This is a genomic window from Vreelandella indica, from assembly GCF_037070225.1.
Classification (GTDB): Bacteria; Pseudomonadota; Gammaproteobacteria; order Pseudomonadales; family Halomonadaceae; genus Vreelandella; species Vreelandella arctica.
Map to the genome: position 1 here is coordinate 36,142 of NZ_JBANSO010000021.1, position 24,515 is coordinate 60,656.

20 protein-coding genes are annotated in these 24,515 nt (G+C 54.6%); 14 read left to right on the forward strand and 6 right to left on the reverse strand.

The features are described from left to right. The first annotated feature begins 171 nt into the window (after positions 1-171). From V8L71_RS14690 to V8L71_RS14705, 4 genes are read left to right on the forward strand one after another with little or no spacing between them, the layout of a single operon-like run. A complete protein-coding gene (locus V8L71_RS14690) occupies positions 172-546 on the forward strand; it encodes a response regulator transcription factor (protein WP_336274579.1) in 375 nt (124 codons plus the stop codon). Continuing rightward, positions 543-2,606 carry a 3'-5' exonuclease gene (locus tag V8L71_RS14695; RefSeq protein ID WP_336274580.1) on the forward strand — a complete coding sequence of 688 codons (2,064 nt, stop codon included), beginning with the start codon at positions 543-545 and terminating at the stop codon, positions 2,604-2,606. The genes V8L71_RS14690 and V8L71_RS14695 overlap by 4 nt, the downstream gene beginning before the upstream one ends. A gap of 13 nt (positions 2,607-2,619) precedes the next feature. Continuing rightward, entirely contained in the window at positions 2,620-2,829 is a 210-nt protein-coding gene (locus V8L71_RS14700) for a hypothetical protein (protein ID WP_336274581.1), read from the forward strand. 2 nt (positions 2,830-2,831) lie between these two features. Next, a complete protein-coding gene (locus V8L71_RS14705; RefSeq protein ID WP_336274582.1) occupies positions 2,832-5,579 on the forward strand; it encodes an ATP-binding protein in 2,748 nt (915 codons plus the stop codon). A gap of 38 nt (positions 5,580-5,617) precedes the next feature. On the opposite strand, the gene V8L71_RS14710 is transcribed toward V8L71_RS14705, so the two are convergent. The 3 genes from V8L71_RS14710 to V8L71_RS14720 all read right to left on the reverse strand — a co-directional run bounded on the left by V8L71_RS14710 (position 5,618) and on the right by V8L71_RS14720 (position 8,427). Then, on the reverse strand, positions 5,618-6,775 hold the full coding sequence (locus V8L71_RS14710) for a DUF294 nucleotidyltransferase-like domain-containing protein (protein WP_101147177.1): 1,158 nt from the start codon (positions 6,773-6,775) through the stop codon (positions 5,618-5,620). Between the two features lie 31 nt (positions 6,776-6,806). Next, positions 6,807-7,139 carry an HlyU family transcriptional regulator gene (locus V8L71_RS14715; protein ID WP_336274583.1) on the reverse strand — a complete coding sequence of 111 codons (333 nt, stop codon included), beginning with the start codon at positions 7,137-7,139 and terminating at the stop codon, positions 6,807-6,809. Between the two features lie 67 nt (positions 7,140-7,206). Next, positions 7,207-8,427, reverse strand: a complete 1,221-nt coding sequence (locus V8L71_RS14720) for an argininosuccinate synthase (RefSeq protein WP_336274584.1) — start codon at positions 8,425-8,427, stop codon at positions 7,207-7,209. Positions 8,428-8,715: 288 nt separating this feature from the next. Here V8L71_RS14720 and rnt point away from each other — a divergent pair, with 288 nt between their 5' ends. Further along, positions 8,716-9,384: a ribonuclease T gene (gene rnt, locus V8L71_RS14725; RefSeq protein WP_176303552.1), complete on the forward strand. Its 669-nt coding sequence runs from the start codon at positions 8,716-8,718 to the stop codon at positions 9,382-9,384. 212 nt (positions 9,385-9,596) lie between these two features. Then, positions 9,597-10,856, forward strand: coding sequence for a 6-phosphofructokinase (locus tag V8L71_RS14730; protein ID WP_336274585.1), 1,260 nt, complete (start codon positions 9,597-9,599; stop codon positions 10,854-10,856). An 89-nt stretch (positions 10,857-10,945) separates the two neighbouring features. Here the strand turns inward: V8L71_RS14730 and V8L71_RS14735 are convergent, their stop codons facing one another. Beyond that, positions 10,946-12,661, reverse strand: a complete 1,716-nt coding sequence (locus V8L71_RS14735; RefSeq protein ID WP_336274586.1) for a bifunctional protein-serine/threonine kinase/phosphatase — start codon at positions 12,659-12,661, stop codon at positions 10,946-10,948. Positions 12,662-12,960: 299 nt separating this feature from the next. On the opposite strand from V8L71_RS14735, the gene ppa reads away from it, so the two are divergent. The 8 genes from ppa to purH all read left to right on the forward strand — a co-directional run bounded on the left by ppa (position 12,961) and on the right by purH (position 21,956). Continuing rightward, positions 12,961-13,491 (forward strand): inorganic diphosphatase, encoded by a 531-nt coding sequence (gene ppa / locus V8L71_RS14740; protein WP_008956424.1) that lies wholly within the window; start codon positions 12,961-12,963, stop codon positions 13,489-13,491. Positions 13,492-13,670: 179 nt separating this feature from the next. Then, positions 13,671-15,530 (forward strand): protein-disulfide reductase DsbD, encoded by a 1,860-nt coding sequence (dsbD, locus tag V8L71_RS14745; protein WP_336274587.1) that lies wholly within the window; start codon positions 13,671-13,673, stop codon positions 15,528-15,530. A gap of 357 nt (positions 15,531-15,887) precedes the next feature. Then, a complete protein-coding gene (gene accB, locus V8L71_RS14750; RefSeq protein ID WP_176303548.1) occupies positions 15,888-16,355 on the forward strand; it encodes an acetyl-CoA carboxylase biotin carboxyl carrier protein in 468 nt (155 codons plus the stop codon). A gap of 31 nt (positions 16,356-16,386) precedes the next feature. Next, positions 16,387-17,727: an acetyl-CoA carboxylase biotin carboxylase subunit gene (gene accC, locus V8L71_RS14755; RefSeq protein WP_008956427.1), complete on the forward strand. Its 1,341-nt coding sequence runs from the start codon at positions 16,387-16,389 to the stop codon at positions 17,725-17,727. A 142-nt stretch (positions 17,728-17,869) separates the two neighbouring features. Further along, entirely contained in the window at positions 17,870-18,784 is a 915-nt protein-coding gene (gene prmA, locus V8L71_RS14760; RefSeq protein ID WP_336274588.1) for a 50S ribosomal protein L11 methyltransferase, read from the forward strand. Between the two features lie 99 nt (positions 18,785-18,883). After that, a complete protein-coding gene (gene dusB / locus V8L71_RS14765; protein ID WP_336274589.1) occupies positions 18,884-19,936 on the forward strand; it encodes a tRNA dihydrouridine synthase DusB in 1,053 nt (350 codons plus the stop codon). After that, positions 19,933-20,289, forward strand: a complete 357-nt coding sequence (gene fis / locus V8L71_RS14770) for a DNA-binding transcriptional regulator Fis (RefSeq protein ID WP_336274590.1) — start codon at positions 19,933-19,935, stop codon at positions 20,287-20,289. Before dusB ends, fis begins: the two co-directional genes overlap by 4 nt. 50 nt (positions 20,290-20,339) lie before the next feature. After that, positions 20,340-21,956 carry a bifunctional phosphoribosylaminoimidazolecarboxamide formyltransferase/IMP cyclohydrolase gene (purH, locus tag V8L71_RS14775; RefSeq protein WP_336274591.1) on the forward strand — a complete coding sequence of 539 codons (1,617 nt, stop codon included), beginning with the start codon at positions 20,340-20,342 and terminating at the stop codon, positions 21,954-21,956. Between the two features lie 125 nt (positions 21,957-22,081). On the opposite strand, the gene V8L71_RS14780 is transcribed toward purH, so the two are convergent. Both V8L71_RS14780 and folE read right to left on the reverse strand, forming a co-directional pair. Beyond that, positions 22,082-23,539: an NAD-dependent succinate-semialdehyde dehydrogenase gene (locus tag V8L71_RS14780; protein WP_101147171.1), complete on the reverse strand. Its 1,458-nt coding sequence runs from the start codon at positions 23,537-23,539 to the stop codon at positions 22,082-22,084. A 119-nt stretch (positions 23,540-23,658) separates the two neighbouring features. Continuing rightward, a complete protein-coding gene (gene folE, locus V8L71_RS14785; RefSeq protein ID WP_008956433.1) occupies positions 23,659-24,210 on the reverse strand; it encodes a GTP cyclohydrolase I FolE in 552 nt (183 codons plus the stop codon). Between the last annotated feature and the right edge of the window lie 305 nt (positions 24,211-24,515).

The following is a 24,515-nucleotide window of genomic DNA, read 5'->3' on the forward strand; positions in this document are numbered from 1 at the left end:
CGTACAAAGCCTAATCCATGGCACAGAGCTAAACAGTGTACCAAACCAATCGCATTTACTCGCTGCTAGCGGATTGCTAGTGCATTCGGCCAAGGTCGTCTTGGCTGACTGTCTCGATCTATCTAGACTGCAAGTATGCGTCGTTAAAACAAATAAAAGCTGGAGAACACCATGGTCAAAGTGCTCGTCGTCGATGACGAACCCAACATTGTTCTATCGCTTGAGTTCTTGATGGAGCAAGCAGGGTTTGAGGTAGTGACTGCCGAAGATGGTGAACAGGCGTTAGCACGTGTTAACGATAGCCAGCCCGATTTACTCCTGCTCGATATTAGCCTGCCTGGGATTAGCGGTTTTGACGTTTTAGAGCGCCTGCGCAACGAAGAAGCCACCGCCCAACTGCCGATTATTATGCTCACCGCTCATGGACGCGATGTAGAGCGTGAAAAAGGCATGGCGCTGGGCGCTGATGACTACATTACCAAGCCTTTTTCTACCCAATCTCTGGTGGAAAAAGTCAAAGCGCTACTCATCGAGGAGCAGCCATGACTCGAGGTGGGCTGCCCAAACGCCAGCGCCTGATTGGCTTATGGCTCTTGCTAAGCGGTATCAGCCTATTGGGTGGCGCTATTTTTGCCGCCTGGCTGGATGCCCAGCTCGCGCCCACAGGCGTCACTCGAATGGCGCTATGGCTAGGCAGCTTTTCCGGCGGCGCGACCCTATTTTTGGCGGGCTTAGTGCTTGAACGCATGCTGTTTACACCGCTACGTCATTTACAGGTGCAACTGGCGCGCTTGGTTGCCAATCCCGACGCCCGAGACGAACACCCACCCGAGGGTTGGCTAAAAGGGCTGGGGCCAGATTTACGCCGTGTACGCGAAAGCTGGCGCGAAGATCGCAGCCGCCTCGCTACCGCCCACGCCGACGGCGCCCGCAGCGCGGCACGCATTCGCCAGGAGCTGGAAACACTGCTGCAAGTACTCGAAACACCGCTGCTGCTATGTGACCACCACCGTCGTGTGATGCTGTTTAATCAAGCGGCAGAAGACTTTTTTATCGGCAATACCGGGCTAGGTTTAGGTAAGCGCCTCGAAGCACTGCTTCCGGTTGCTAGCTTACAGCAAGCACTCAGCCAACTGCCTAACGACGGCTCCCCGCGAGAGCTGCTCGCCCCCTGCGATAACCGGTGGCTAAAGGTTATTCTGCGCCGCGTGCCGGGTAGCGATGGCGAAACATTGCTTACATTTGGTGATGCAACGGCGTCGTGGTCGAGTGAAATGGGCGTAAGAGCCGAATTGGCCGATATGCTGACACCGCTGCGCCAGCATACCGCCAGCCTAACCAGTGCCGCCGATGCGTTGATTCAACTGCGCCATCAAAACGACGCCAGCACTTCATTGCTGCGTCAACGGTTTGAGCGCGTTATTCATGAGGAAGGCATCACATTAGGCGACAACGTGGCTAAGATCGGCCAACTGCTCGACGACATGCAGCATCAGGGCGAGCGCTTAACGCCGATGTGGTCGAACGATTTCTGGCAAGCCCTGGATGAACGCCTAGATCCCGAGCACCGTTTGATTACCCCAGTGGGCATGCCCGCTTGGTTTAAAGGCGATGCCCCCGCCCTGATTGCGCTGTTCGACTCATTAGTGAAGCACCTCAATACCCACCTTCCCGAGAGTGGCTTTGAAGGCGAGATATGCCTAGGCAATAAGCGTGTCTATTTAGACCTTATCTGGCGCGGCAAAGCGATCCCCGAACATGAATTGGCGGAGTGGCGCCAGCAACCACTCAACTCGCTACCTCTAACGCCCAGTGTTGCCGACGTACTGCGCCAACACGCCAGCGACATCTGGAGTCTGGCCGACGATGATGGTGTGCATGCCCGCCTACGCCTTCCACTCCCTGCCGTTGAACGCGTTGGTGCCCCACGGGAAACCGCACCACCACGCCCCGAGTTTCATGATTTTGGCATTGCCGACCTCCCGCCGCCGGATGAAGCGCTTGCGAGTCGTTCCTTGCGCAGCTTGGAGGTCGTGGCGTTTGACACTGAAACCACCGGGCTTGAGCTACGTAGAGGCGACACGGTGATCAGTCTTGGTGCCTGTCGCGTGGTCAACGCGCGGCTATTGGCAAGCGAGGCCTTCGATCAAAAAGTCGATCCTCAGCGGCCTATTCCGGCCGCCAGTACGGCCATTCACGGCCTTACCGATGCCGATGTCATTGGTGCACCACCGCTGGATATCGTGCTTACCCGCTTTCGTGACTTTGTAGGGGAAGCCGTTTTACTGGCCCATAACGCCGCCTTTGATCTGCTCGCCATCAGTCATAAAGGCGTCGCTTTTGATATTCCCGTCATCGATACTCTGCTAATTTCACGCGCGCTGGACGAAGCCTTAGATGGGCATGACCTGGATAGCCTTGCGCAACGCTACGATCTAACATTCCCCCCCGGCACCCGCCACACTGCCTTAGGCGATGCTCGAGTGACCGCAGAACTCTGGCTAGCCCTGCTGCCACGCTTAGAGGCCCGCGGTGTCGACACCCTGGAACAGCTATTAACGCTACAAGCCAACGCTTTCGACCGACAGGATGCGAGCGCCCTATGAAAGACGCAGCCTCATGAAAAACTCAGGCACTAAATCGCGGCAAACCGAACGCTTAATGGCCCTGGTAGTGGTGGCATTACTGTTGTTCTGCCCACCACTGATTATCGTGGTAGACCGTCTTCCCTCCTTTAACGTGGGCTGGTTACCGCTCTATCTGTTTTGCGCTTGGGCAGTCGTCATCGGTTTGACGGCTTGGCTAATGGAACACAGTGCGGATCGCTGATTATGCGTACTGACGCCGTCATCCTGGGCACTGCCTTTGGCTACTTGGCACTGCTGTTTGTGGTCGCCGCCTGGGGCGACAGACGGGCCGAGCAAGGGCGATCGCTGATCGGCTCGCCCACGGTATATGCTCTCTCCATTGCTGTTTACTGCACCGCCTGGACCTTCTACGGCAGCGTAGGCCGCGCTGCGGAGTATGGCCCCAGCTTTTTGCTCATCTATCTTGGCCCCACACTCGCCATGCTGCAGGCACCCTTCGTGGTCCGCAAGATGGTGCGCATTGCCGCCCGCCAGCGCATTACTTCCATTGCCGATTTTATCAGCGCCCGTTACGGCAAAAGTACCAGCTTAGGCGCACTGGTGGCCTTAATGGCGCTTATCAGTATCACGCCTTATATTGCCCTGCAGTTAAAGGCCATTACCGTTAGCCACGCGGTGCTCATTAACTACCCACAAGCGGCCGACACCACACTGGTCGATGAACACTTTTGGATGGATAAGTCGCTCTGGGTGGCTCTGGTACTGGCGGTGTTTATTATTCTCTTTGGCACCCGCCACCTGGATGCCAGCGAACGCCACGAGGGCATGGTGGCCGCCATCGCGCTGGAATCCCTGGTGAAGCTGATCGCCTTTATGGCCGTCGGTGTGTTCGTGGTCTTTGTGATGTTTGAAGGCCCCGCGGCGCTGTTTGCGCAGGTAGCAGCCACGCCAGCGCTGGTCGATAGCATGCGGTTAGACAGCGTTCCTGGCGGCGTCACGGGTTGGGTGGGCATGCTGGTGCTCGCCTTCCTGGCCTTTTTAACGCTTCCCCGCCAGTTTCAGGTGCTGGTAGTTGAGAATGTCGATGAGCAGCATTTAGCGAGAGCAAGCTGGTTATTTCCCCTCTATATGCTGTTGATCAACCTGTTCGTGATCCCTATCGCCTTGGCGGGCCTGCTGCTAGGTGCGAGCGCAGGCGACCCGGATAGCTTTGTTCTGACGCTCCCGCTTTCAGAAGGTCTAGAAGGACTGCCGCTACTGGTCTTTATCGGGGGGCTTTCAGCGGCAACCGGCATGGTGATTGTCGAGACAATCGCCCTCTCCACAATGGTCAGCAACCAGTTGGTGATGCCACTGCTGCTGCGCTCACGGCGCTTGCACTTAAGTACCAAAGGCGAGCTTGCCGGTTGGCTACTGGGAATTCGCCGGGTCGCTATCGTGCTTATTCTACTGCTGGGTTATCTCTACCATGCGCTCATTGGCGACTCATACAGTCTGGTCACCATCGGCTTGGTCTCTTTTGCAGGTGCGGCACAGTTTGCACCTGCGTTATTGATAGGCCTTTACTGGCGTGGTGCGACTCGCCAGGGCGCCACGGCAGGCTTAATCGCCGGCTTCTTGGTGTGGTGCTATACGCTACTGTTGCCGGGCTTTGCCCAGTCGGGCTGGTTGGATACCGCACTACTTACAAACGGGCCATGGGGAATCGGCTGGTTGAAACCCTATGCGTTGTTTGGACTCGAAAATTGGGATATTTACACCCACTCGTTGCTCTGGAGCATGCTGGTCAACGTCGGGTTGCTGGTCGGTGTTTCGCTGTTTACCCGCCCAACGCCCCTGGAGCAAACCCAGGCGGCGCTATTCACCGAAGCAATGCACCCTAATTTGCAAACAACATCGCTCTCGACGTCATTATGGCGCGGGCAAACCACCCAGGGGGCGCTTAAAGAGCTTTTGATTCGCTATCTGGGGGCTCACACCACCCGACGGGTGTTCAGCAGTACCAAAGACGCATTTGTAGCAGACGAGCCCGCTGCCGCTGAGTTGATTACACGTGCAGAGCAGGCATTGGCGGGGGCTCTGGGCAGCTCTTCAGCGCGGGTGTTGATCAACTCAGTGGTTCGCGGCGAGGCGCTGGATATTGAGTCGATCCTTAGTATTTTGGATACCACCTCGCAAACCCTTGAGTACAACCGCCGCTTAGAGCAGAAATCCCAAGAGCTCGTCCAAATCGGCGAAGAGTTACGCAGCGCTAATGAACGGCTGCGGGAGCTGGATCGTTTAAAAGATGAGTTTGTCGCCATGGTCAGTCATGAACTCCGCACGCCGCTTACCTCCATCCGCGCCTTTGCTGAAATTTTGCGCGATAGCGGCCAGCTGCCCGATGAAAAACGACAGCATTTTCTGGGTGTCATCGTTCTCGAAAGTCAACGGCTCTCACGCTTAATCGAAGAAATACTGGACCTTGCCCGCCTGGAAAGTGGCCGTTTAACGCTTAACCCGGTGCCACTGGATCTTGCCGCTCTTATCCGGCACAGCATTGACGCCATTGCGCATTTGCACCAAGAGCGTGGTATCCAGCTAGAGGTTCATTTAGAAGCAGACCCAGCGATGGTGGTTGGTGACCATGATCGTTTAGAACAGGTGATTATTAACCTGCTTGATAATGCTAGTAAGTTTGCCGATCGACACCAGCCTAAAGTACGCCTGTCGCTCTATCGCCATCGCCGCCATTTCCGTTTAAGCGTGGAGGATAACGGGGCAGGTATTAGCGCGGAGGAGCGTGAACGGGTATTTGAAAAATTCCATCAGATACAGCAAGACGATGATATTCCAAGAGGACGGCCCAGAGGGAGCGGCTTGGGACTACCCATTAGCCGTGGAATTATCGCTCATCTGGGTGGACGACTCTGGGTTGAGGATGCCAAAACGCTTGGCGGTGCCTGTTTAACACTGGAGCTACCCGCGGCGCCGGATGACACCCACGCTTGATCCTATTCAGCTAAGAACTTTCCGCCAAGAACTTTCCGCTAACCACTTTTGGCGCGCTGAACAAACGCTCTAATCTGCTGCAGATCAAACTTTAATAGCAGGCGCTCGTCTTCACGCAGGCGGCGAAGATCCACCCAGGCGTCTGCGGCTTGGCCACGGGCTCTGTTGTAACGCTGCTGATCTAATAAGAGTTGCTGTAGACGCTCAAAAGCGGCTATAAGCAACGCCGATTCAGCCGACGTTAGCGCATCCACCTTATGACCATCTTCCGTATGACCATCTCTCATATGACTGAGCGCGATCAACCGTTCGCGGGTGGCTATGTGGCGCAGCCCGTAACGCAGGCAGAACAAACGCGCAGCGCTAATCAAAGGCAATAGGCCCTGAAGTTTCAGATTAATGGCTTGCTCGTGAGGAGCCTCAAGGTGTGGGCTCGAGGCAAGTTGCCCAAAGCGGTTCAAAGCTACCGGCAACTCATTCAGTAGCGCCGCCATTTCATCCATATAAAGCGATGCGTTAGGGAGTATCGCGGCGATGCTATCCCCCAGTTGCGCGGCAAGTGCTTGATTGCCAGCGATGGGAGAAAAATCGAGCAAAATATTAGTCTGCTGAACACGCTTCACCCGTCGATCGGCGCTCCAGATTTCCAGCTGTGCTTGCCATTCACTTATCCGCTTGCGCCACATTGGCCAGCGAGCCATCACATGGCCTCGGCAAAGGGGAATGCCGGCTTCATCCAGACGTTGAGTAAACCGCTCGCCCAGGGCTTGGAAGTAGCCGTCAATCTCAACATGCCTATGGTCAGGGTAATCATCGATAATCAGCGCATTATCCTGATCAGGGCCGAGCAGGCTTTCATAGCGGGCCGCCGAACCTAGCATCAACACGCAGTAATCGACCGGTGGTGTGCCCCACCCTTGCGCCTGCATTTCTTCAAGCGACTGGGCAATAGCGCGCCGGTATAGCCAAGCATTATGATCACTAATGATCTGGCTGATACGCCAAGCGGGTAAATCGTAATGTGCTAGTGTTTCAACCAAGGAGGGTTGCCAAGCATAAGCGTCGGCAATGGAAGACTGAGGTGAAGAGGTTTTTGAGAAAAGATGCTGGAGCGGCGCGTCGAGCGCCATGGTGTTTAAATGTCCATGCTCATTAAATAAGGAGCGCCAGGGCGAGGCTTGGTGTACTACACGCATACGCCTCTCCTTTACGAACGTTTGTGTCGGCTTACTCTGAACTGTCGCCAGCACGACGTGGGTCAGGCTCGAACATTGCCTCCCCTACTTCATCAATATAGCGCTGCGCTTTAGTGACCATCATGGCATCACATGCTTCGCGACCTGGCAGCATATCGGAACGCTCAAAACGGTGTTCAAGGGTTTCACCGCTGGCATCAGCCTTACGAATCCAACCGCTGACGCGGTATTGACCGCTTTGATCATCCGGCTGAGATACAATCTCATAGCCTTTGTATTCCACGGCATCAGCCGCTTTGGTGGTAGCGCCTGGAGCAGACTGACGATCACTACCAAAGAGTCCGGATAATAATTTTTTTAACATAGTGGCTCCTTAATATGCCGGGCGGCAGCGATTAGCTGCCGCCCTAATAACATATGCGCTTTAAAAATTAGCTTTGCTTACGGCCTTTGCCAGCGGCAATACGCAGGCGAAGAGCATTCAGCTTAATAAAGCCTTCGGCATCTTTCTGGTTGTAAGCGCCCGCATCATCTTCAAATGTCGCAATTGACTCATCAAATAGCGATTCATCAGACTTGCGGCCAACCACGGTAGCATTGCCTTTATACAGCTTCATTCGCACGACACCCGCTACATTCTTTTGGGTCTCGTCAATGGCCGCTTGCAGCATGCGGCGCTCTGGGCTCCACCAGTAACCGTTGTAGATCACTTCCGCGTACTTCGGCATCAGCTGATCTTTCAGATGGGCTTCTTCGCGGTCTAGGGTTAGCGACTCAATCGCGCGGTGAGCACGCAGCATAATAGTGCCGCCAGGCGTTTCATAGCAGCCACGCGATTTCATGCCCACGTAACGGTTTTCAACAATATCCAAACGGCCGATACCGTTGTCGCCACCTAGTTTATTGAGCTTTTCAAGCACTTCGTGGGCTTTTAACGGCTCGCCGTCGATGGCCACGATGTCACCCTTTTCATACGTCAGTTCAACGTAGGTAGGGGTATCGGGTGCGGCTTCAGGAGAGACGCTCCAACGCCACATGTCGTCTTCGGCTTCGGCCCAAGGATCTTCCAAAATACCGCCCTCATAAGAGATATGCAGTAAGTTGGCATCCATTGAGTACGGCGATTTTTTCTTTTTATTGGCAAAATCGACCGGAATGTTGTGCTCTTCGCAATAGGCCATCAGCTTTTCGCGAGAGGTTAAGTCCCACTCACGCCATGGGGCGATGACTTTTACGCCGGGCTTAAGGGCGTAGCCGCCAAGTTCGAAACGCACCTGGTCATTACCTTTACCCGTAGCACCGTGAGAAATAGCGTCGGCGCCGGTTTCATTGGCAATTTCGATCAAGCGCTTGGCGATCAAGGGCCGAGCGATAGAGGTACCCAGCAGGTACTCACCTTCATAAATCGTGTTAGCGCGGAACATGGGGTAAACGTAGTCACGCACAAACTCTTCGCGCAGGTCTTCGATGTAAATTTCTTTTACACCAAGGGCTTGCGCCTTGGTACGCGCTGGTTCGACCTCTTCGCCCTGACCGATGTCGGCAGTAAAAGTCACTACCTCGCAGTTGTAAGTTTCTTGCAACCACTTAACGATGACGGATGTGTCCAGGCCGCCTGAATATGCCAGCACAACCTTTTTGACATCGGACATTCTTTGCTCCTCATTGACCATAAGAAATTGATAAAACAAAACCACGCTAGCCATTCACACTTGGCTGATGCGAGCGCTCTTTGCGACCGACCGTTGAGATAGATCTTTGAGACAGACGTTGAGTATAGCGTTCTCAATGCCCAGCGAATACCGTCAACGACGCCTGGGGGCTAAAGCTGCTAGAATCACCCCATTCAAAGCGGCGGCTTGCCGCTAATGTCGAATGGTTACTCGCTTTACTACTACTCGCTTGAAGACTATTACTCGCTTGAACATAAGGAGAGCTGCATGAGCGAGGCAATTGCCCGCGAATTAATGGCCCAACGTTTTCGCAGTTACCTGCCGGTGGTCGTTGATTTAGAAACCGGGGGATTTAATGCCCAAGGTGATGCCGTACTTGAGATTGCTGCCGTTACGCTGACCATGGATCCGGAAGGCAACCTGCTGCCTGATGCCACCTATGCTTACCACATTCACCCCTTTGAAGGAGCGAATGTTGAGCAGTCGGCACTCGATTTTACCGGCATTAACCTGGATGACCCGTTGCGCAGCCAGGTCGCGCTTAGCGAAGCTGAAGCACTCAATGAAATTTTTCGCCCGATACGTAAATCAATCAAAGCTCACGATTGCACTCGCGCCATCTTAGTTGGTCATAATGCAGCGTTCGATCAAGGCTTCTTGAACGCGGCGGTGAATCGCTGTGGCATTAAGCGCAATCCTTTTCACCCGTTTTCTAGTTTTGATACCGCCACGCTGGCTGGCTTGATATATGGGCAAACTGTGCTTGCCCGCGCCTGCCGTGCTGCTGGCATTGAGTTTGATAATAAAGCTGCCCACTCCGCCCGTTACGATACCGAGCGAACTGCTGAGCTATTTTGCTCCATGGTGAATCGCTATAAAGATTTGGGCGGCTGGCAGCTTGCCCAGCGCGAGCAAGAGATGGATGGCACAGAGTAGAACCTGGCATCCGCCGCCTAGCCGCTGATGCATTACTCATGCATAGAGGCAGTAATGCAGAGAGCCGCTAATGCAGAAAACCAGGCTTTACGCTAAACTTTGCCGCATTACAGCAATGTGCTTTAACACCGACAATGCCGGTTAGCGCGTGATTGGCGGTGATAAAACGATATCGATTAACTTTATCCATTTTCAGGAGATGAGACGTTTCCATGGCCCAGCATAATGCCTTTTACGCCCAATCCGGTGGCGTCACCGCCGTGATCAACGCCAGTGCCTGTGGCGTTATCGAAGCCTGTCGTCAAGCACCCGATCAGATTGGCAAGGTGTATGCCGGTCATAACGGCATTATCGGGGCGTTAACAGAAGACCTAATCGACGTTACCCAAGAGAGTGACGAAGCGATTGCAGCCCTGCGCCACACGCCAGGTGGTGCTTTCGGCTCTTGCCGCTATAAGCTAAAAGATATTGATACGCACCGCGCTCAGTACGAGCGCTTGATCGAAGTCTTTAAAGCTCACGATATTCGCTACTTTTTCTATAACGGTGGCGGCGATAGTGCCGATACCTGCTTAAAGGTTTCTCAGCTTTCCGAGAAGCTGGGCTATCCGCTTACCGCGATTCACGTACCTAAAACCGTGGATAACGACCTGCCGATTACCGATAACAGCCCGGGCTTTGGCAGTGTCGCTAAGTACATTGCGACCTCTACGCTGGAAGCGTCGCTGGATATTGCTTCCATGTGCGCCACCTCCACCAAGGTATTTGTACTTGAAGTCATGGGCCGCCACGCGGGCTGGATCGCCGCTGCCGGTGGTTTAGCGGGCGAAGCCGAAGGCGAGCCGCCGCACATGATCATCTTCCCGGAAATCCCGTTTAACCGTAAAGCGGCCATGGCACGGGTGGAAGAAAGCGTTAAACAATTTGGCTACTGCGTGATCGTGGTTTCTGAAGGCGCGCGCTATGAAGATGGCACTTTCTTGGCCGATGCGGGCAATACCGACGCCTTTGGCCACCGCCAACTAGGCGGCGTAGCGCCGACGCTTGCAGGCATGATCAAGCAGGATCTGGGCTACAAGTATCACTGGGCGGTAGCCGATTATCTCCAGCGTGCAGCGCGCCACTTGGCGTCTAAAACTGACGTTGAGCAAGCCTATGCGGTAGGTCGCGAAGCGGTGACGCTGGCGCTAGCAGGCAAAAATGCCATGATGCCCGCTATTCGGCGCATTTCTCAGTCACCCTACCAGTGGGATGTCATCTCCGCCCCGCTGTCTCAGGTGGCCAATAAAGAGAAATTTATGCCCCGCGACTTTATCAGTGAAAACGGCTTTGCCATTACCCAAACGTGCCGGGATTACCTCTCGCCATTAATTCAGGGCGAGGATTTCCCCCCGTTTGAGAATGGCCTGCCGAAAGTGGCCAAGCTGAAACTGGCAAAAGCAGAGCGCAAGTTGCCTACTTTTACGCTGTAAACTACCTACGCGCGAAAGAAATAAGCTGTGCGGCAGTAAAAAAACGGGGCGATGAATAATTTCATCGCCCCGTTTCGCGTAGCTGACTGTTAACGCAACAGCCAGGAAAGCACGAGCAGCAATAGCAATATACCTGCCACCCCCTGCCAGAAACGCCGCGGCTCCTGGCGACTCTCTTCGCGCTTGGGTAGCCGCCCAAGTGGCACTCTGAGTGCGTGCAAAAATTCAGACATCCGTCTAAAACGCAGCGCCCGCTGAGGATCTAAAGCACGGCGAAGCGCATCGTCTAATTCTTGGGATATCTCAGGGTTGGTTGTGCGCGCGCTGCGGTAGGTTAATTCTTCAAGATCGGTATGGCTGCGTAACCGATTGGGCGTTAGCGTATAAGGCAAAGCACCGGTCAATAGCCAGTAAGTCGTCGAAGCTAGCGAGTACTGGTCACTACGCCGACCAATGCTGTCGCCCAAGGCGTACTCAGGGGCGGTGTGTTCGTTAAAGCCTATTTGGCGGAGCAATTCGCCTGAGTGACGGTGGCCTTCGCCATCACGCATATGGCAAGCGCTAAAATCGGTCAACACTAGCTTGCCGTGGGGGTCGATCAAAATATTATCGGGATTAATCTGCTGATGAATAATATCCCGGTGATGCAGCGCCTGTACGGCCTTACCCAGCTGGTTAGCAATATCCAGGCGCTGCGTTAGGCTGGCTTGAGGGTGGCGCTCAGCCCACTGGCGTAGCGTTTCACCTTCAATATGCTGCATCAGATAATAGAGATAACGGCGCGAACGCGATGGCTCCATTACCTTCACTACAAAGGGCGAATTAACGCGTTCAACGACCCATTGCTGAAGCAGGAAGTGCTCCAGATAGGCGTTGCGCAACGAAAGCTCTGGGCTCGGCGCTTTCATCACCATTTCACGCTCACTATGCACATCGCGAACGCGATAAACCCGCGACTGCGCCGTGCGTGACAATACAGCGAGAACTTCAAGGCCATCTAACCGCTCACCCGGCGCTAACTCGGGCGGAATCGGCAAGTCGCCGTAGAGCTGCCCAGGGTGCTCCGTCACTTCATCCGGCAACTCGTCAATTCGCACCAACTGGAAGCAGAATTGATCGCCACCGTAGCCACGATCCTGGGCACGCTGCTTCGCCTCATCGGCAAGCCGCTCGCAGGCCGCATCCAGATCACTGGCATCTTGGCGAATCAAGCGGACATAGTCTGAAGGCAGCAGCGTTCCGCGCACGCCCTGGGTGGTGAACAGGAACAGATCGCCCTGCTTTAGCGCAATGTGGGTGTAGTCAATATCGACACTGCCATCCATACCCAGCGCGCGAGAAGGATAGCGGTAGCCGCCTAAGTCGGTGACATGGTCTCGGCTCAACTGCTCAAACTCGGCGCCGCGCAAACGAAACACCAGCGTATCGCCCATATGAAACAGATGGGCTTCACGACCACGAAACACGATGGCCGACATAGAAGAAACAAAGCTGCCCTCTTTAACATGCTGGCTCTGGCTATAGCACCAGCTATTAAGTGCTCGCAACACGCGTGTCGCCGAGGTTTTGACATCCCAATGATCAGGGGTGGAGAAGTAATCGGCCAGAAAGCCACGCACGCTTAGATCACCGGCCTGTTTCGCCATCGTATTGCGTGAAATGGAGTCGCTAATTACCGCGCAGCCGCCTTTGGCGCGTAGTAGCGGCGCTTCTGGAAAACGAACTGACATAGAACTGCGATGCAGGCGCCGGTCGGGCGCGACAAATGCTTGACCATAACTGATGAGCAACTGGGCGTGCGACAAGTCATCCTCCTAGGCTGCCGACTCGATCGAGGGACTTCACTGTCAATAAACGCTGCCTATAATACACGCAGCGGAGCAGAAACGATGCCCAACAAACGTCTCTATCGTATTAGCGCGCTTTTATATGCGCTCCTTTTTGATTTCCCTCATAATAGGGCAACGGCTAAACCACACCGGCCCACCTATGTCGCATTGGTAATCGAGTAGTCATGTTCGTATAATTCTTCGCCATCAACGACTCTGTAACGATTACCTAACCTCTGCACGACTCAAGCCACAGTACTACCAAGGAATCAACGATGAACTTCGATAATATCCCTGCTGGAAAGGATCTCCCCAACGACGTTTATGTGGTGATCGAAATTCCAGCCAACCACGATCCAATCAAATACGAAATTGATAAGGACATGGGCGCACTACTCGTTGACCGCTTTATGGCCACCCCCATGTTCTACCCTGCCAATTATGGCTTTATTCCCCACACCCTAGCCGATGACGGCGACGCCCTGGATGCGCTGGTCGTGACCCCGCACCCGGTTCAACCCGGCAGCATTATTCGTGCTCGTCCGGTAGGCATTTTAAACATGACCGACGAAGCTGGCGAAGATGCCAAGTTGATTTGCGTGCCCCACGCCAAGCTTAGCTCGCTCTACGATGACATTCAGGAAGTCACTGACCTACCTGAGCTGCTGCGCCAGCAAATCGCCCACTTCTTCGAGAACTACAAAGATCTCGAAAAAGGCAAATGGGTAAAAGTTGAGTCATGGGAAGGCGCTGACGCTGCGCGCAAAGCGATTGAAAAATCCGTTATCGCTTACCAGAAAGCGTAATCGTTTTCTAAAGCTGCTTCTGTGTATGTGAAAAGGTCGCCTTCGGGCGACCTTTTAGGTTGTTAGGATTAACACACCATTAGCGACCGCGTCACGTCACCGCAGCGTATACGCGAGAGATTCAAGGTTGCGGTATGCTATTTGTCTTAGCTTGCGATGCCATTAATTAAGGACGCACCGTGTTATCTCTTAAACGCCTGAGCCTATTTCCCTTACTTGTTTTTTTCCTCGGTTGGTTACCGCTGAGCGCACACGCCCAATGGTTTTCATCGTCTAGCAACCAAGATGAATTTTTACCGGTAATGGAAGCCTTTCAGCCTACCGCTTGGCACGATGGAGAAACGCTTTTTATCGGTACCGACATCACCGATGAGTACTATCTTTATCGGCATCAGTTTGCTGTCTCCAGTCAGACCGAGGGTATAACGCTTGGCGAACCCAACATCCCCGAAGGCACGTTCACCAACGATGAATTCATGGGCGATGTTTACATCTTCCGCGACCAGGTGGTGTTTGAAGTACCGCTGAGCGCCCCCTACGCAGGCCCGCTAAACGTTGAGTTAACCTTTCAAGGCTGCGCCGATGCAGGACTATGCTATCCACCGGAACGTTTGAGCCTACAAGCGAGTGAGACTGAGCCGCCCAGTCAATTTGCGAACTGGCAAGAAGGCGATAGCGCCGCTAGTGAAACCGTCCCCCCTACCTCACAGGGTGACTTCGCAGGGCCTCAAAGCGAAGATAGCCGCTTTAGCGCGCTAATCAGCGATGCTAGCCTGCCGCTGGCGCTGGGGCTGTTTTTTATCGCCGGTTTAGGGCTGACATTTACGCCCTGTGTATTACCGATGATTCCGATTCTGTCATCCATCGTCGTCGGCCAGAACCCCACCCGCCCACGCGCCTTTGCTCTCTCGTTAAGCTACGTGCTGGGCATGGCGCTGACCTACGCCCTGGTCGGGATCTTAATGGGGCTGTTTGGCGCTGGGCTCAACCTTCAGGCGCGCTTACAGTCGGCCCCGGTGCTTATCACTTTCGCTGTACTCTTCACGCTCTTTGCGCTGGCGATGTTCGGGGCCTTCACGCTGAATCTCTCGCCCCGCTTGGCCAACCATATTGACGCTTGGCAGGCTCGCGCTCAGCGTAGTGGCCCAGCGGGTTTAGCGCTAGCAGGTGCGCTCTCGGTACTAGTGGTGTCACCCTGCGTCACCGCGCCATTGGCCGGAGCCCTGGTGTTTATATCCTCAACCGGCGATGCAGTCATGGGTGGTGCGGTGCTCTTTGCGCTGGGCCTTGGCATGGGCGTACCGCTTCTTTTTGTAGGCACCTTTGGCGCCACGCTGTTACCCCGTTCGGGCGCCTGGATGAATGGTGTAAAGATTGCCTTTGGCCTGTTGCTACTGGGTGTGGCAATTTGGATGATCGAACGCTTGGTGGCAGCTCCCGTTGCACTCTTGTTATGGGCCGCGCTGGCTATCGGCACGGCGCTGGCGCTTGGGGCTCTAAACTTCAATCAACCGCAAGGGTGGCCGCGGGCACGTCAAACGCTGGGGGTTTTGCTGCTTGCGTGGGGCGTCCTGCTGGTCATTGGTGCCGCGCAAGGTGGCAGTAACCCACTGCGTCCTCTTGCGGCCACCTCGATTGGGTCTGGCGAGTCTCAAGTGGAACAGCTTGAGTTTGTTGAGGTCGATAACCTTACCGCGCTTGAGGCGGCCATCGCCCAAGCGAACAGTACTAATAAGCCGGCGTTTGTTCACTTTACGGCTGACTGGTGTATTTCATGCAAGCTACTGGAGCGCGATGTTTATCCCGACTCACGTGTTTCAGCGGCATTCGAGGGTTACACGTTAATTGCCGCAGACGTGACGCAGACCGACCCACAAAGTCGTGATCTGCTGGATCAGTTCAATCTTTTCGGCCCGCCAAGCCTGCTGTTTTTCAGTCAAGGCGAAGAAATTCGTGATGCGCGCATTCAAGGCGAAGTCACCGCCGACCAACTGCATGAACATCTTGAATCCGTTAGCCAGTGGCTTGCCAATAGTTGAGCCACCACCCTACGAGCCTTGCCCACTAAGGCACTTAAGCAGCGTTTTGACGCGAATATCGTCAAACAGTTGTTTAAATCTACATTCAGCGACAGTTTAAGCACTGGCTTAGGCTGTCGCTGGACATCCTGGCACTTTTTCGGCAAACTCCGCTCCCATATTAGCTAAAAACTTCCTTTTTTAGGGGTGAGAACGGGGTAACGTTCGCTAACATGCAGCGTTCTCCTCATTTTTAAATTTGGTTTACTGCGCCTATAGATGAATCGCGCAGCGCCGCACAGCAACCCGCCTATAGGTCACGATTGCTGTGTGATTATTTCTCATAATCTTCTTTTATGACATTGATGGGGCTATGCCATGGATATCCGCAAAGTTAAGAAACTGATCGAGCTGCTCGAAGAGTCCAATATTAGCGAGATTGAAATTCAGGAAGGCGAAGAGTCCGTTCGTATCAGCCGCCACCCTAATGGCGCCTCGTGGCAGCCACAGCCCATGCCGCAATACGCACAGCAGCAGCCTGGCTATGCAGCAGCGCCTGCTCCGGCATCAGCACCTGCTGCTGAAGCTGAGCCCCAAGGCACAAGCTACCGTGGTGAAGCAGTTAACTCCCCGATGGTAGGCACCTTCTATCGCAGCCCAGCGCCGGGCGCCAAGTCGTTTGTAGAAGTCGGTGATAGCGTCAAGCAAGGCGACACCATTTGTATTATTGAAGCCATGAAAATGATGAACCAGATTGAAGCTGACCGCGACGGCGTGGTGGAAGCCATCCTGGTAGAAGATGGTGAGCCGGTCGAATTCGATCAACCCATGATCGTCATCGCTTAATTCTTCATTTTCAACACGGGTGGACTCTCCCATGCTGGACAAGGTACTTATCGCCAACCGCGGCGAGATTGCCCTCCGTATCCTACGGGCCTGTAAAGAGCTGGGCATTAAAACCGTAGCGGTACATTCCAAAGCTGATCGTGAACTCATGCATGTTCGCCTGGCGGATGAAGCCGTGTGTATTGGACCGGCATCGTCAGCGCAGTCTTACTTAAATATCCCGGCCCTGATCAGTGCAGCCGAAGTCACTGACTCGACCGCTATTCACCCCGGTTATGGCTTTTTGTCTGAAAACGCCAACTTTGCCGAACAGGTTGAGCGCTCGGGATTTACCTTTATTGGCCCCCGCGCTGAGACGATTCGCCTGATGGGCGATAAAGTTAGTGCTATCCAGTCGATGAAGGAAGCGGGCGTTCCCACGGTTCCAGGCTCAGACGGCCCCTTGGGTGACGATGATGCGACCAATTTAGCCACTGCGCGTCGCATTGGCTATCCGGTCATCATTAAGGCAGCCTCCGGCGGCGGTGGTCGCGGTATGCGTGTGGTACACACCGAAGGCCACCTGCTTTCGGCCATCACCGTTACTCGCACTGAAGCCCACGCCGCCTTTGGTGACGGCACGGTTTATATGGAGAAATTCCTCGAAAAACCGCGCCACGTCGAAGTTCAGGTGCTTGCGGATGGTCAGGGCAACGCGATTCATCTTTATGACCGCGACTGCTCACTCCAACGCCGTCACCAGAAAGTGCTTGAAGAAGCTCCTGCACCAGGCCTTGATCCGGAAGCCCGCGCTCAAGTGCTAGAAGCTTGTCGCCAAGCGTGTATTAAGATCAACTACCGTGGCGCAGGCACCTTTGAATTCTTGTACGAAGACGGCGAGTATTTCTTCATTGAGATGAATACCCGCGTTCAGGTAGAGCACCCTGTTACCGAGATGGTCACCGGCGTCGATATCGTTAAAGAGCAGCTGCGCATTGCCTCGGGTCTGCCGCTGTCGATTCGCCAGGAAGATGTAAAGCTCAACGGTCACTCCTTCGAGTGCCGGATTAACGCTGAAGATTCACGCACCTTTATGCCCTCGCCTGGTAAGGTAACGCTGTTTCATGCGCCGGGTGGCCTGGGTGTCCGTATGGACTCCCACCTCTACACTGGCTACACCGTGCCTCCGCACTATGACTCACTGATCGGCAAACTGATCACCTGGGGCGCCGACCGTGAAATAGCGCTGACGCGCATGCGCAATGCTCTCGACGAGCTATTGGTGGAAGGTATTAAAACCAATATCGATCTACAAAAAGATTTGGTTCGCGATAGCTACTTCCGTCAAGGTGGTGTCAACATTCACTACCTGGAAAAGAAGCTCAGCAGCTAATCGCGCTGCAAACGCTTTCCAGCGCTAAGAGTGATGCCCAGCGGGGTGGCCATGTCCACCCCGTCTCTGTCTTTAACGTCTTTGTTTTTACTGAATCTGTCTTGACTGTATTTGTCTTTAATTCGCCCTGCGGAGACTCTCCATGCCCTGGCTCCAACTCAAAGCCCATGTCGCCCCTGAACAAGCAGAGTTTCTCGAAGAACTGCTGCTTGGTGAAGGCGCGACAGCGATTGGCCTTCAGGATGCCCACGATGATCCGGTATTTGAGCCAGAACGTGGCACCACACCGCTCTGGGAAGACACCATTCTAACCGGCCTTTACGATGACCTAGAGGGCGTCGAAAGCATGTTGGAACGTATTGAGGCGGCATGGTCCGAACAGATGCCTGAGGAGCCCTGCCCCGCCATCGAATATGAGCTACTGGCTGACCGGGACTGGGAGCGGGAATGGATGGATGACTTCACACCGCTGCAGATGGGCCAGCGGCTGTGGATCGTACCAAGCTGGCACGAACCGCCCCATGCCGACGCCGTTAATTTGATTCTCGACCCCGGCCTGGCATTTGGTACGGGCACGCACCCGACCACCGCGCTGTGCTTGGAGTGGTTGGATGAACTGGCCGTGGCTGGGCACTTAGCACAGCAGACCGTGTTGGATGTGGGCTGCGGCTCCGGCATTCTTGCTATCGCCGCGCTCAAGCTGGGCGCTAGCCATGCTGATGCTACCGATATTGATCCGCAGGCACTCCAAGCCAGCCGCGACAACGCCGAGCGTAACGGTATTGCCGAGCCGGACTTAACTCTCTACTACCCTGAGCAGTTAAGCGATGGCGGCGGCTATCCTGTTGTGACCGCCAATATTTTAGCGGGCCCGCTAGTCGAGCTTGCTTCAATGATTGCCGGGCACGTGGCCCCTGGCGGCCGCATTGCACTATCCGGCATCTTGGCGAACCAGGCAAATGAGGTTTATGAAGCCTATGCCGCACAGGGAATCACCATGGAAGAGCCAGTGATTCGCGAAGGCTGGGTGCGACTTAACGGCCAGCGTCCGCGTTAAAGCGGCAAACGGCCTTCACCCCATCACCGAGTAGGCGTATCATACGCCCCCTTGAATCGCCTACTCGCCGCTAGCCCAGCACACATAAAGCCTAACGCCATGACTGTAGCCAATGCACTAGCCACCGATGAGCCCGTCACCATTGGGACGTATGCATTACCCAACCGGGTAATTCTCGCGCCCATGGCCGGCGTCACCGACCGGCCTTTTCGCCAGCTGTGTCGGCGGCTGGGGGCTGGCTGGGTGGTGGGTGAAATGGTGACGTCAGACCCCAGCTTATGGCACACGCGTAAATCGCAGCTACGGATGGACCATCGCGGAGAGCCCGACCCGCGCGTGGTACAAATCGCCGGTGGCGATGCTGAAATGCTGGCGCAGGCGGCGCGGCTAAATGCAGAGTTGGGGGCGCAGATCATCGATATCAACATGGGCTGCCCCGCGAAAAAAGTCTGCAACAAAGCCGCTGGGTCGGCGCTACTTCGCGATGAAGCCTTGGTTGCCGAGATTCTTGACGCAGTAGTTTCAGCGGTCGACATTCCAGTAACGCTGAAAATTCGCACCGGCTGGTGTGCCGAATCAAACAATGCCCTGCGAATTGCCCGCTTAGCTGAGTCAGCAGGCATTCAATCACTCGCCGTACATGGCCGTCACCGCCAGCAGCGCTATACTGGACAGGCAGAGTACGACACGATTGCTGAGATAAAATCTCACCTCTCGATACCGGTGATAGCCAACGGCGACATAACAAGCCCGGAAAAAGCCGCCGAGGTACTCGCTTATACCGGCGCTGATGCAGTAATGGTAGGCCGTGGTGCTCAGGGCAACCCGTGGATATTTCAACAGATTAACCACTATCTTCAGCATGGGGAACGGTTGGCGCTACCCACCCTTGTGGAGCGCCAGCACGTGCTACACGGGCATGTCGAGGCGTTACATGAGTTTTATGGCACGACCATGGGGGTGCGTATCGCACGCAAACATGTCGGCTGGTACCTCAGCGACGACCCACGCTTTACGCAGCCTCAGCAGCGCGCGCTTAAGCAGCAGTTCAATGCGTTAGCGTCACCTGAAACGCAATTTGATTGGATCAACGACGTGATGGCCCCCGGTGCTGCCATACGTTTGCTAGCCAAAGGAAGCCATGCTGCATGACCGAACGCGATCTTCTCTCTAGCGACACCTATTCTTCTAGCGACACCCGTTCCAGCGAGAGCTACTCCCATTTAACGGGCACGCTTGCGGACCCGGCTGCTAGCTCACCGCCACAGCCACTTAGAGAGGCTGTTGAAACGGCAATGCGCCGCTACTTTGAACACTTAGACGGCAGCCAAGCCAGCGACCTTTACGCCATGGTGATGGCCGAAGTAGAGGCGCCGTTACTCGCCTGCGTGTTGGAGCACACCGACGGCAACCAGACCCGTGCCGCGGATGTACTCGGTTTGAACCGCGGCACCCTGCGTAAAAAACTCAAGCAATACGGACTTATCGAAGGTGACGCCCCATAACTCTGGGGCGTTATTATTTTCTATTCTCGACTCTGCATACGAGCATTCTCATGGCTGATAATCCTCTCATGGCTGATAGTTCTTCATTGACTGACAGTAGCGCCACCACCGTCCGCCGCGCTCTTTTGAGCGTTTCTGATAAAACCGGTATTGTAGAATTTGCCCGCGGCCTGACGGAGCACGGTGTTGAACTGCTCTCCACTGGCGGCACCTTCCGCCTGCTGCAGGAAAATGCTATTGCAGTGAAAGAAGTGTCTGAACACACCGGCTTCCCCGAAATTATGGATGGCCGGGTAAAAACGCTGCATCCGAAAATTCACGGCGGCATCCTGGCGCGCCGTGGTCAGGATGATGCGGTTATGGCCGAGAACGACATCACCCCGATCGACATGGTGGTTGTCAATCTCTACCCATTTGCCGCGACGGTAGCCAAGCCTGATTGCACGCTGGAAGATGCGATTGAAAATATCGATATCGGCGGCCCAACCATGGTACGCGCCTGCGCTAAAAACCACGCCTACACCACTATCGTGGTCAATAGCAGTGACTACGCGCGGGTACTTGGTGAGTTGGCCGCCCAGGATGGCCAGGTGAGTCGCGCCACGCGTTTTGATTTAGCAGTAAAAGCGTTTGAACACACCGCTGGCTACGACGGCGCGATTGCTGACTACCTGGGTCGCCAAGTGAATGCTAGCGATAAGACCTTCCCACGCACTTTTAACCTGCAGCTAACGAAAAAGCAGGACATGCGCTACGGCGAAAACCCGCATCAGCAGGCAGCCTTTTACGTTGACCCCCAGGCGAGCGAGCCCAGTGTCGCTACTGCCAAAATGCTCCAAGGCAAGCCGCTTTCGTATAACAATGTCGCCGATACTGACGCTGCGTTTGAGTGTGTAAAAGCCTTTAACGAGACAGCCTGCGTGATTGTTAAACACGCCAACCCCTGCGGCGTCGCCATTGGCGCAACCGCCTTAGCCGCTTACGACAAAGCCTTTGCCACTGATCCTACCAGTGCGTTTGGCGGCATTATCGCTTTCAATACACCGCTAGACGCCGAAACAGCCCAGGCGATCATTGATCGCCAGTTTGTCGAGGTAATTATTGCCCCAGGGGTCAGCGATGAAGCCGCTGCCATCGTGGCGAATAAGCAAAACGTACGCTTGCTGGACGTCAGCGCTCACTGGCCCGGCGAGCAGCAGCCTGCGCTGGACTTTAAGCGTGTCAACGGCGGGTTACTGGTGCAGGAACGTGACGACGGAATGGTCACCCGTGACAACCTGACAGTGGTCAGCCAGCGCGCCCCTAGCGAACAGGAGCTGCGTGATCTGGCCTTTGCCTGGCGAGTGGCCAAGTTCGTCAAATCCAACGCCATTGTGTATGCCAAAGAGGGCCAAACCGTGGGCGTTGGCGCAGGCCAAATGAGCCGCGTTTACTCGGCTAAAATTGCCGGCATTAAGGCCGCCGACGAAGGTCTTTCGGTGCCCGGATCAGTGATGGCGTCTGATGCCTTCTTCCCGTTCCGCGATGGCATTGATGCCGCGGCAGCCGCAGGCATTACCGCCGTGATTCAACCGGGGGGTTCCATGCGCGACCAGGAAGTGATCGACGCCGCCAACGAAGCAGGCATTGCCATGGTGTTTACCGGCATGCGCCACTTCCGCCACTAAGAGTAGCCACGACGTTTAGCCACACTATCGGCATCAAACTGATACCGTAAAAACTAGCCCCCATCAGCAGCGCGCTGATGAGGGCTTTTTTCACCCAGTCTTACTTAAAAAAGAACACTTAGGGCTCAGCCAAGATCAATACATAGATACTTGGTTTCAAGGTACTCTTCCAAGCCCTGATGGCCGCCTTCACGGCCTAAGCCTGAGGCTTTGACACCCCCAAACGGCGCAGCAGCGTTAGAAATGGCGCCGGTATTAATCCCGACCATACCGTACTCAAGTGCTTCGGCGACGCGCCATACGCGGGAGAGATCACGCGAATAGAAGTAAGAAGCCAAGCCATACTGGGTATCGTTGGCCATTTCAATCGCGGTCTCTTCATCGTCAAACGGGAAGACAGCCGCGAGCGGACCGAAGGTCTCTTCGTGGGCCACTTTCATCTTGTCGGTCGCAAAACTGATCAGCGTCGGCGTAAAGAAGTTACCGCCCAACGGGTGCGGATGCCCGCCCAACAACAGCTCTGCACCATTATCGATGGCGTCCTGCACATGCTCACTGACTTTTTTAACCGCATTGCCATCAATGAGCGGACCGATATTAATATTCGGCTTAGTGCCATCGCCGACATGCAGCTCGCTGTTCATGGCAACCGCTAATTTTTCGCAAAAGGCGTTAATCACGCTGGACTGAACCAGAAAGCGATTGGTGCAAACACAGGTTTGCCCGGCGTTACGGAATTTAGCGGCCATGGCGCCTTCTACGGCGGCGTCTAAATCGGCATCTTCAAACACGATAAACGGCGCATTACCGCCCAACTCTAGCGAGATTTTCTGTACGTGTTCCGCCGCTTGCGCCATCAGCTTGCGGCCTACTTCGGTCGAGCCAGTGAAGGTAATCTTGCGCACTTTGGGCGACTGGGTCATGGCTTGGGCAATATCGCTGGCACTGCCGGGCACCACATTGAATACACCGCGGGGAATGCCAGCACGCTCGGCCAATAGCGCGAGCGCAGTGGCTGAAAACGGCGTCTGGCTAGCAGGTTTAACCACGATCGTACAGCCTGCTGCTAGTGCCGCACCTGCCTTACGGGTAATCATCGCCGCAGGGAAATTCCAGGGCGTAATAGCCCCCACAACACCGACGGGCTGCTTAGTCACCACAATGCGCTGGTTAGCTTTAGCGGCAGGAATGGTTTCGCCATAAACACGCCGCGCTTCTTCGGCAAACCAGCGCAGAAAACTGGCCGCATAGGCAATTTCACCCGCCGCTTCTTTGAGCGGCTTACCCTGCTCGTAGGTCATCAGCATGGCGAGATCCTGCTGATGCTCCATCATCAGATCGTGCCATTTCAACAGCAAATCCGCTCGTTCCTGAGCGGTAAGGGCACGCCACGCCGGTAGTGCAGCATCCGCCGCGTCTATCGCCCGCTCGGTCTCAACTTTTCCCAAGCGGGGAATATCGCCAATCGCTTCGCCGGTTGCCGGGTTCAATACGGTGATCTGCTCGCCGCTATCCGCCGCGACCCAACTACCGTCTATATAGGCAAAGGGGCAATACAGCTGTGTTTCTTTAAGCGCTTCCATGACAGACTCCTGACCAAAATGATGGCCTTATAGGCTCATTAACCTCTTCATGCTAAGACGAAACACCCCTTTAGACCAAGTTTACCGCGTGCTTTACTCGCTAATTAACGACAGTTAAATCAGTTAATCAGCATTAAAAACTCTTGCCGGGTCGCCTGGTTGCTACGAAAACCACCCAGCATTACCGATGATGTCATACTGGAATTTTGCTTCTCTACGCCACGCATCATCATGCAGAGGTGGCGCGCCTCAATGACCACAGCAACGCCCGTTGCCTGAGTCACTTCCTGAACGGCATCTGCAATCTCACGGGTTAAATTTTCTTGGATCTGCATACGGCGCGCAAACATATCGACAATACGGGCAAACTTAGACAATCCTAATACTTTGCCGTTAGGCAGATAGGCAATGTGGCATTTACCGATAAATGGCAGCAGGTGGTGCTCACACATTGAGTAGAGCTCAATGTCCTTCACCAACACCATTTCATCCGTTTGCGATTCAAACACCGCACCATTAACGATCTCGTCCAACGACTGAGAGTAGCCTGCATTCAAAAACTGCATAGCCTTGGCTGCACGTTTCGGCGTATCTCGTAGCCCTTCACGGTTCGGGTCTTCGCCAAGTGCTGAAATTATCTGGCGATAGTGCTCGGCGATATCATCGGACATATTAAGCCTCTTCAAAAACTGTATCAAAACCGTGCGCAATCGCGTCCAAACGGTCACCTAGGTCTCTAACCCTTTGCGCATGAAAAAAGTAAAACGACTACTAGAGGGACGTTAACCAACGTCTTTCTCTACCCAAGTTGTACAAAAAGTATACTTTTCATAAAAAACGCACAACAAATATTAGTTAATTTCATTATTTTACCGCATCTCGCCTGCTGTTGGCTTCTCTAACTGCGGCAGAGCGCCGCGGTGCTCACTTTGCAACCTAGGGGCCTGTGCTATGATAAATCATTATTATTGATTGC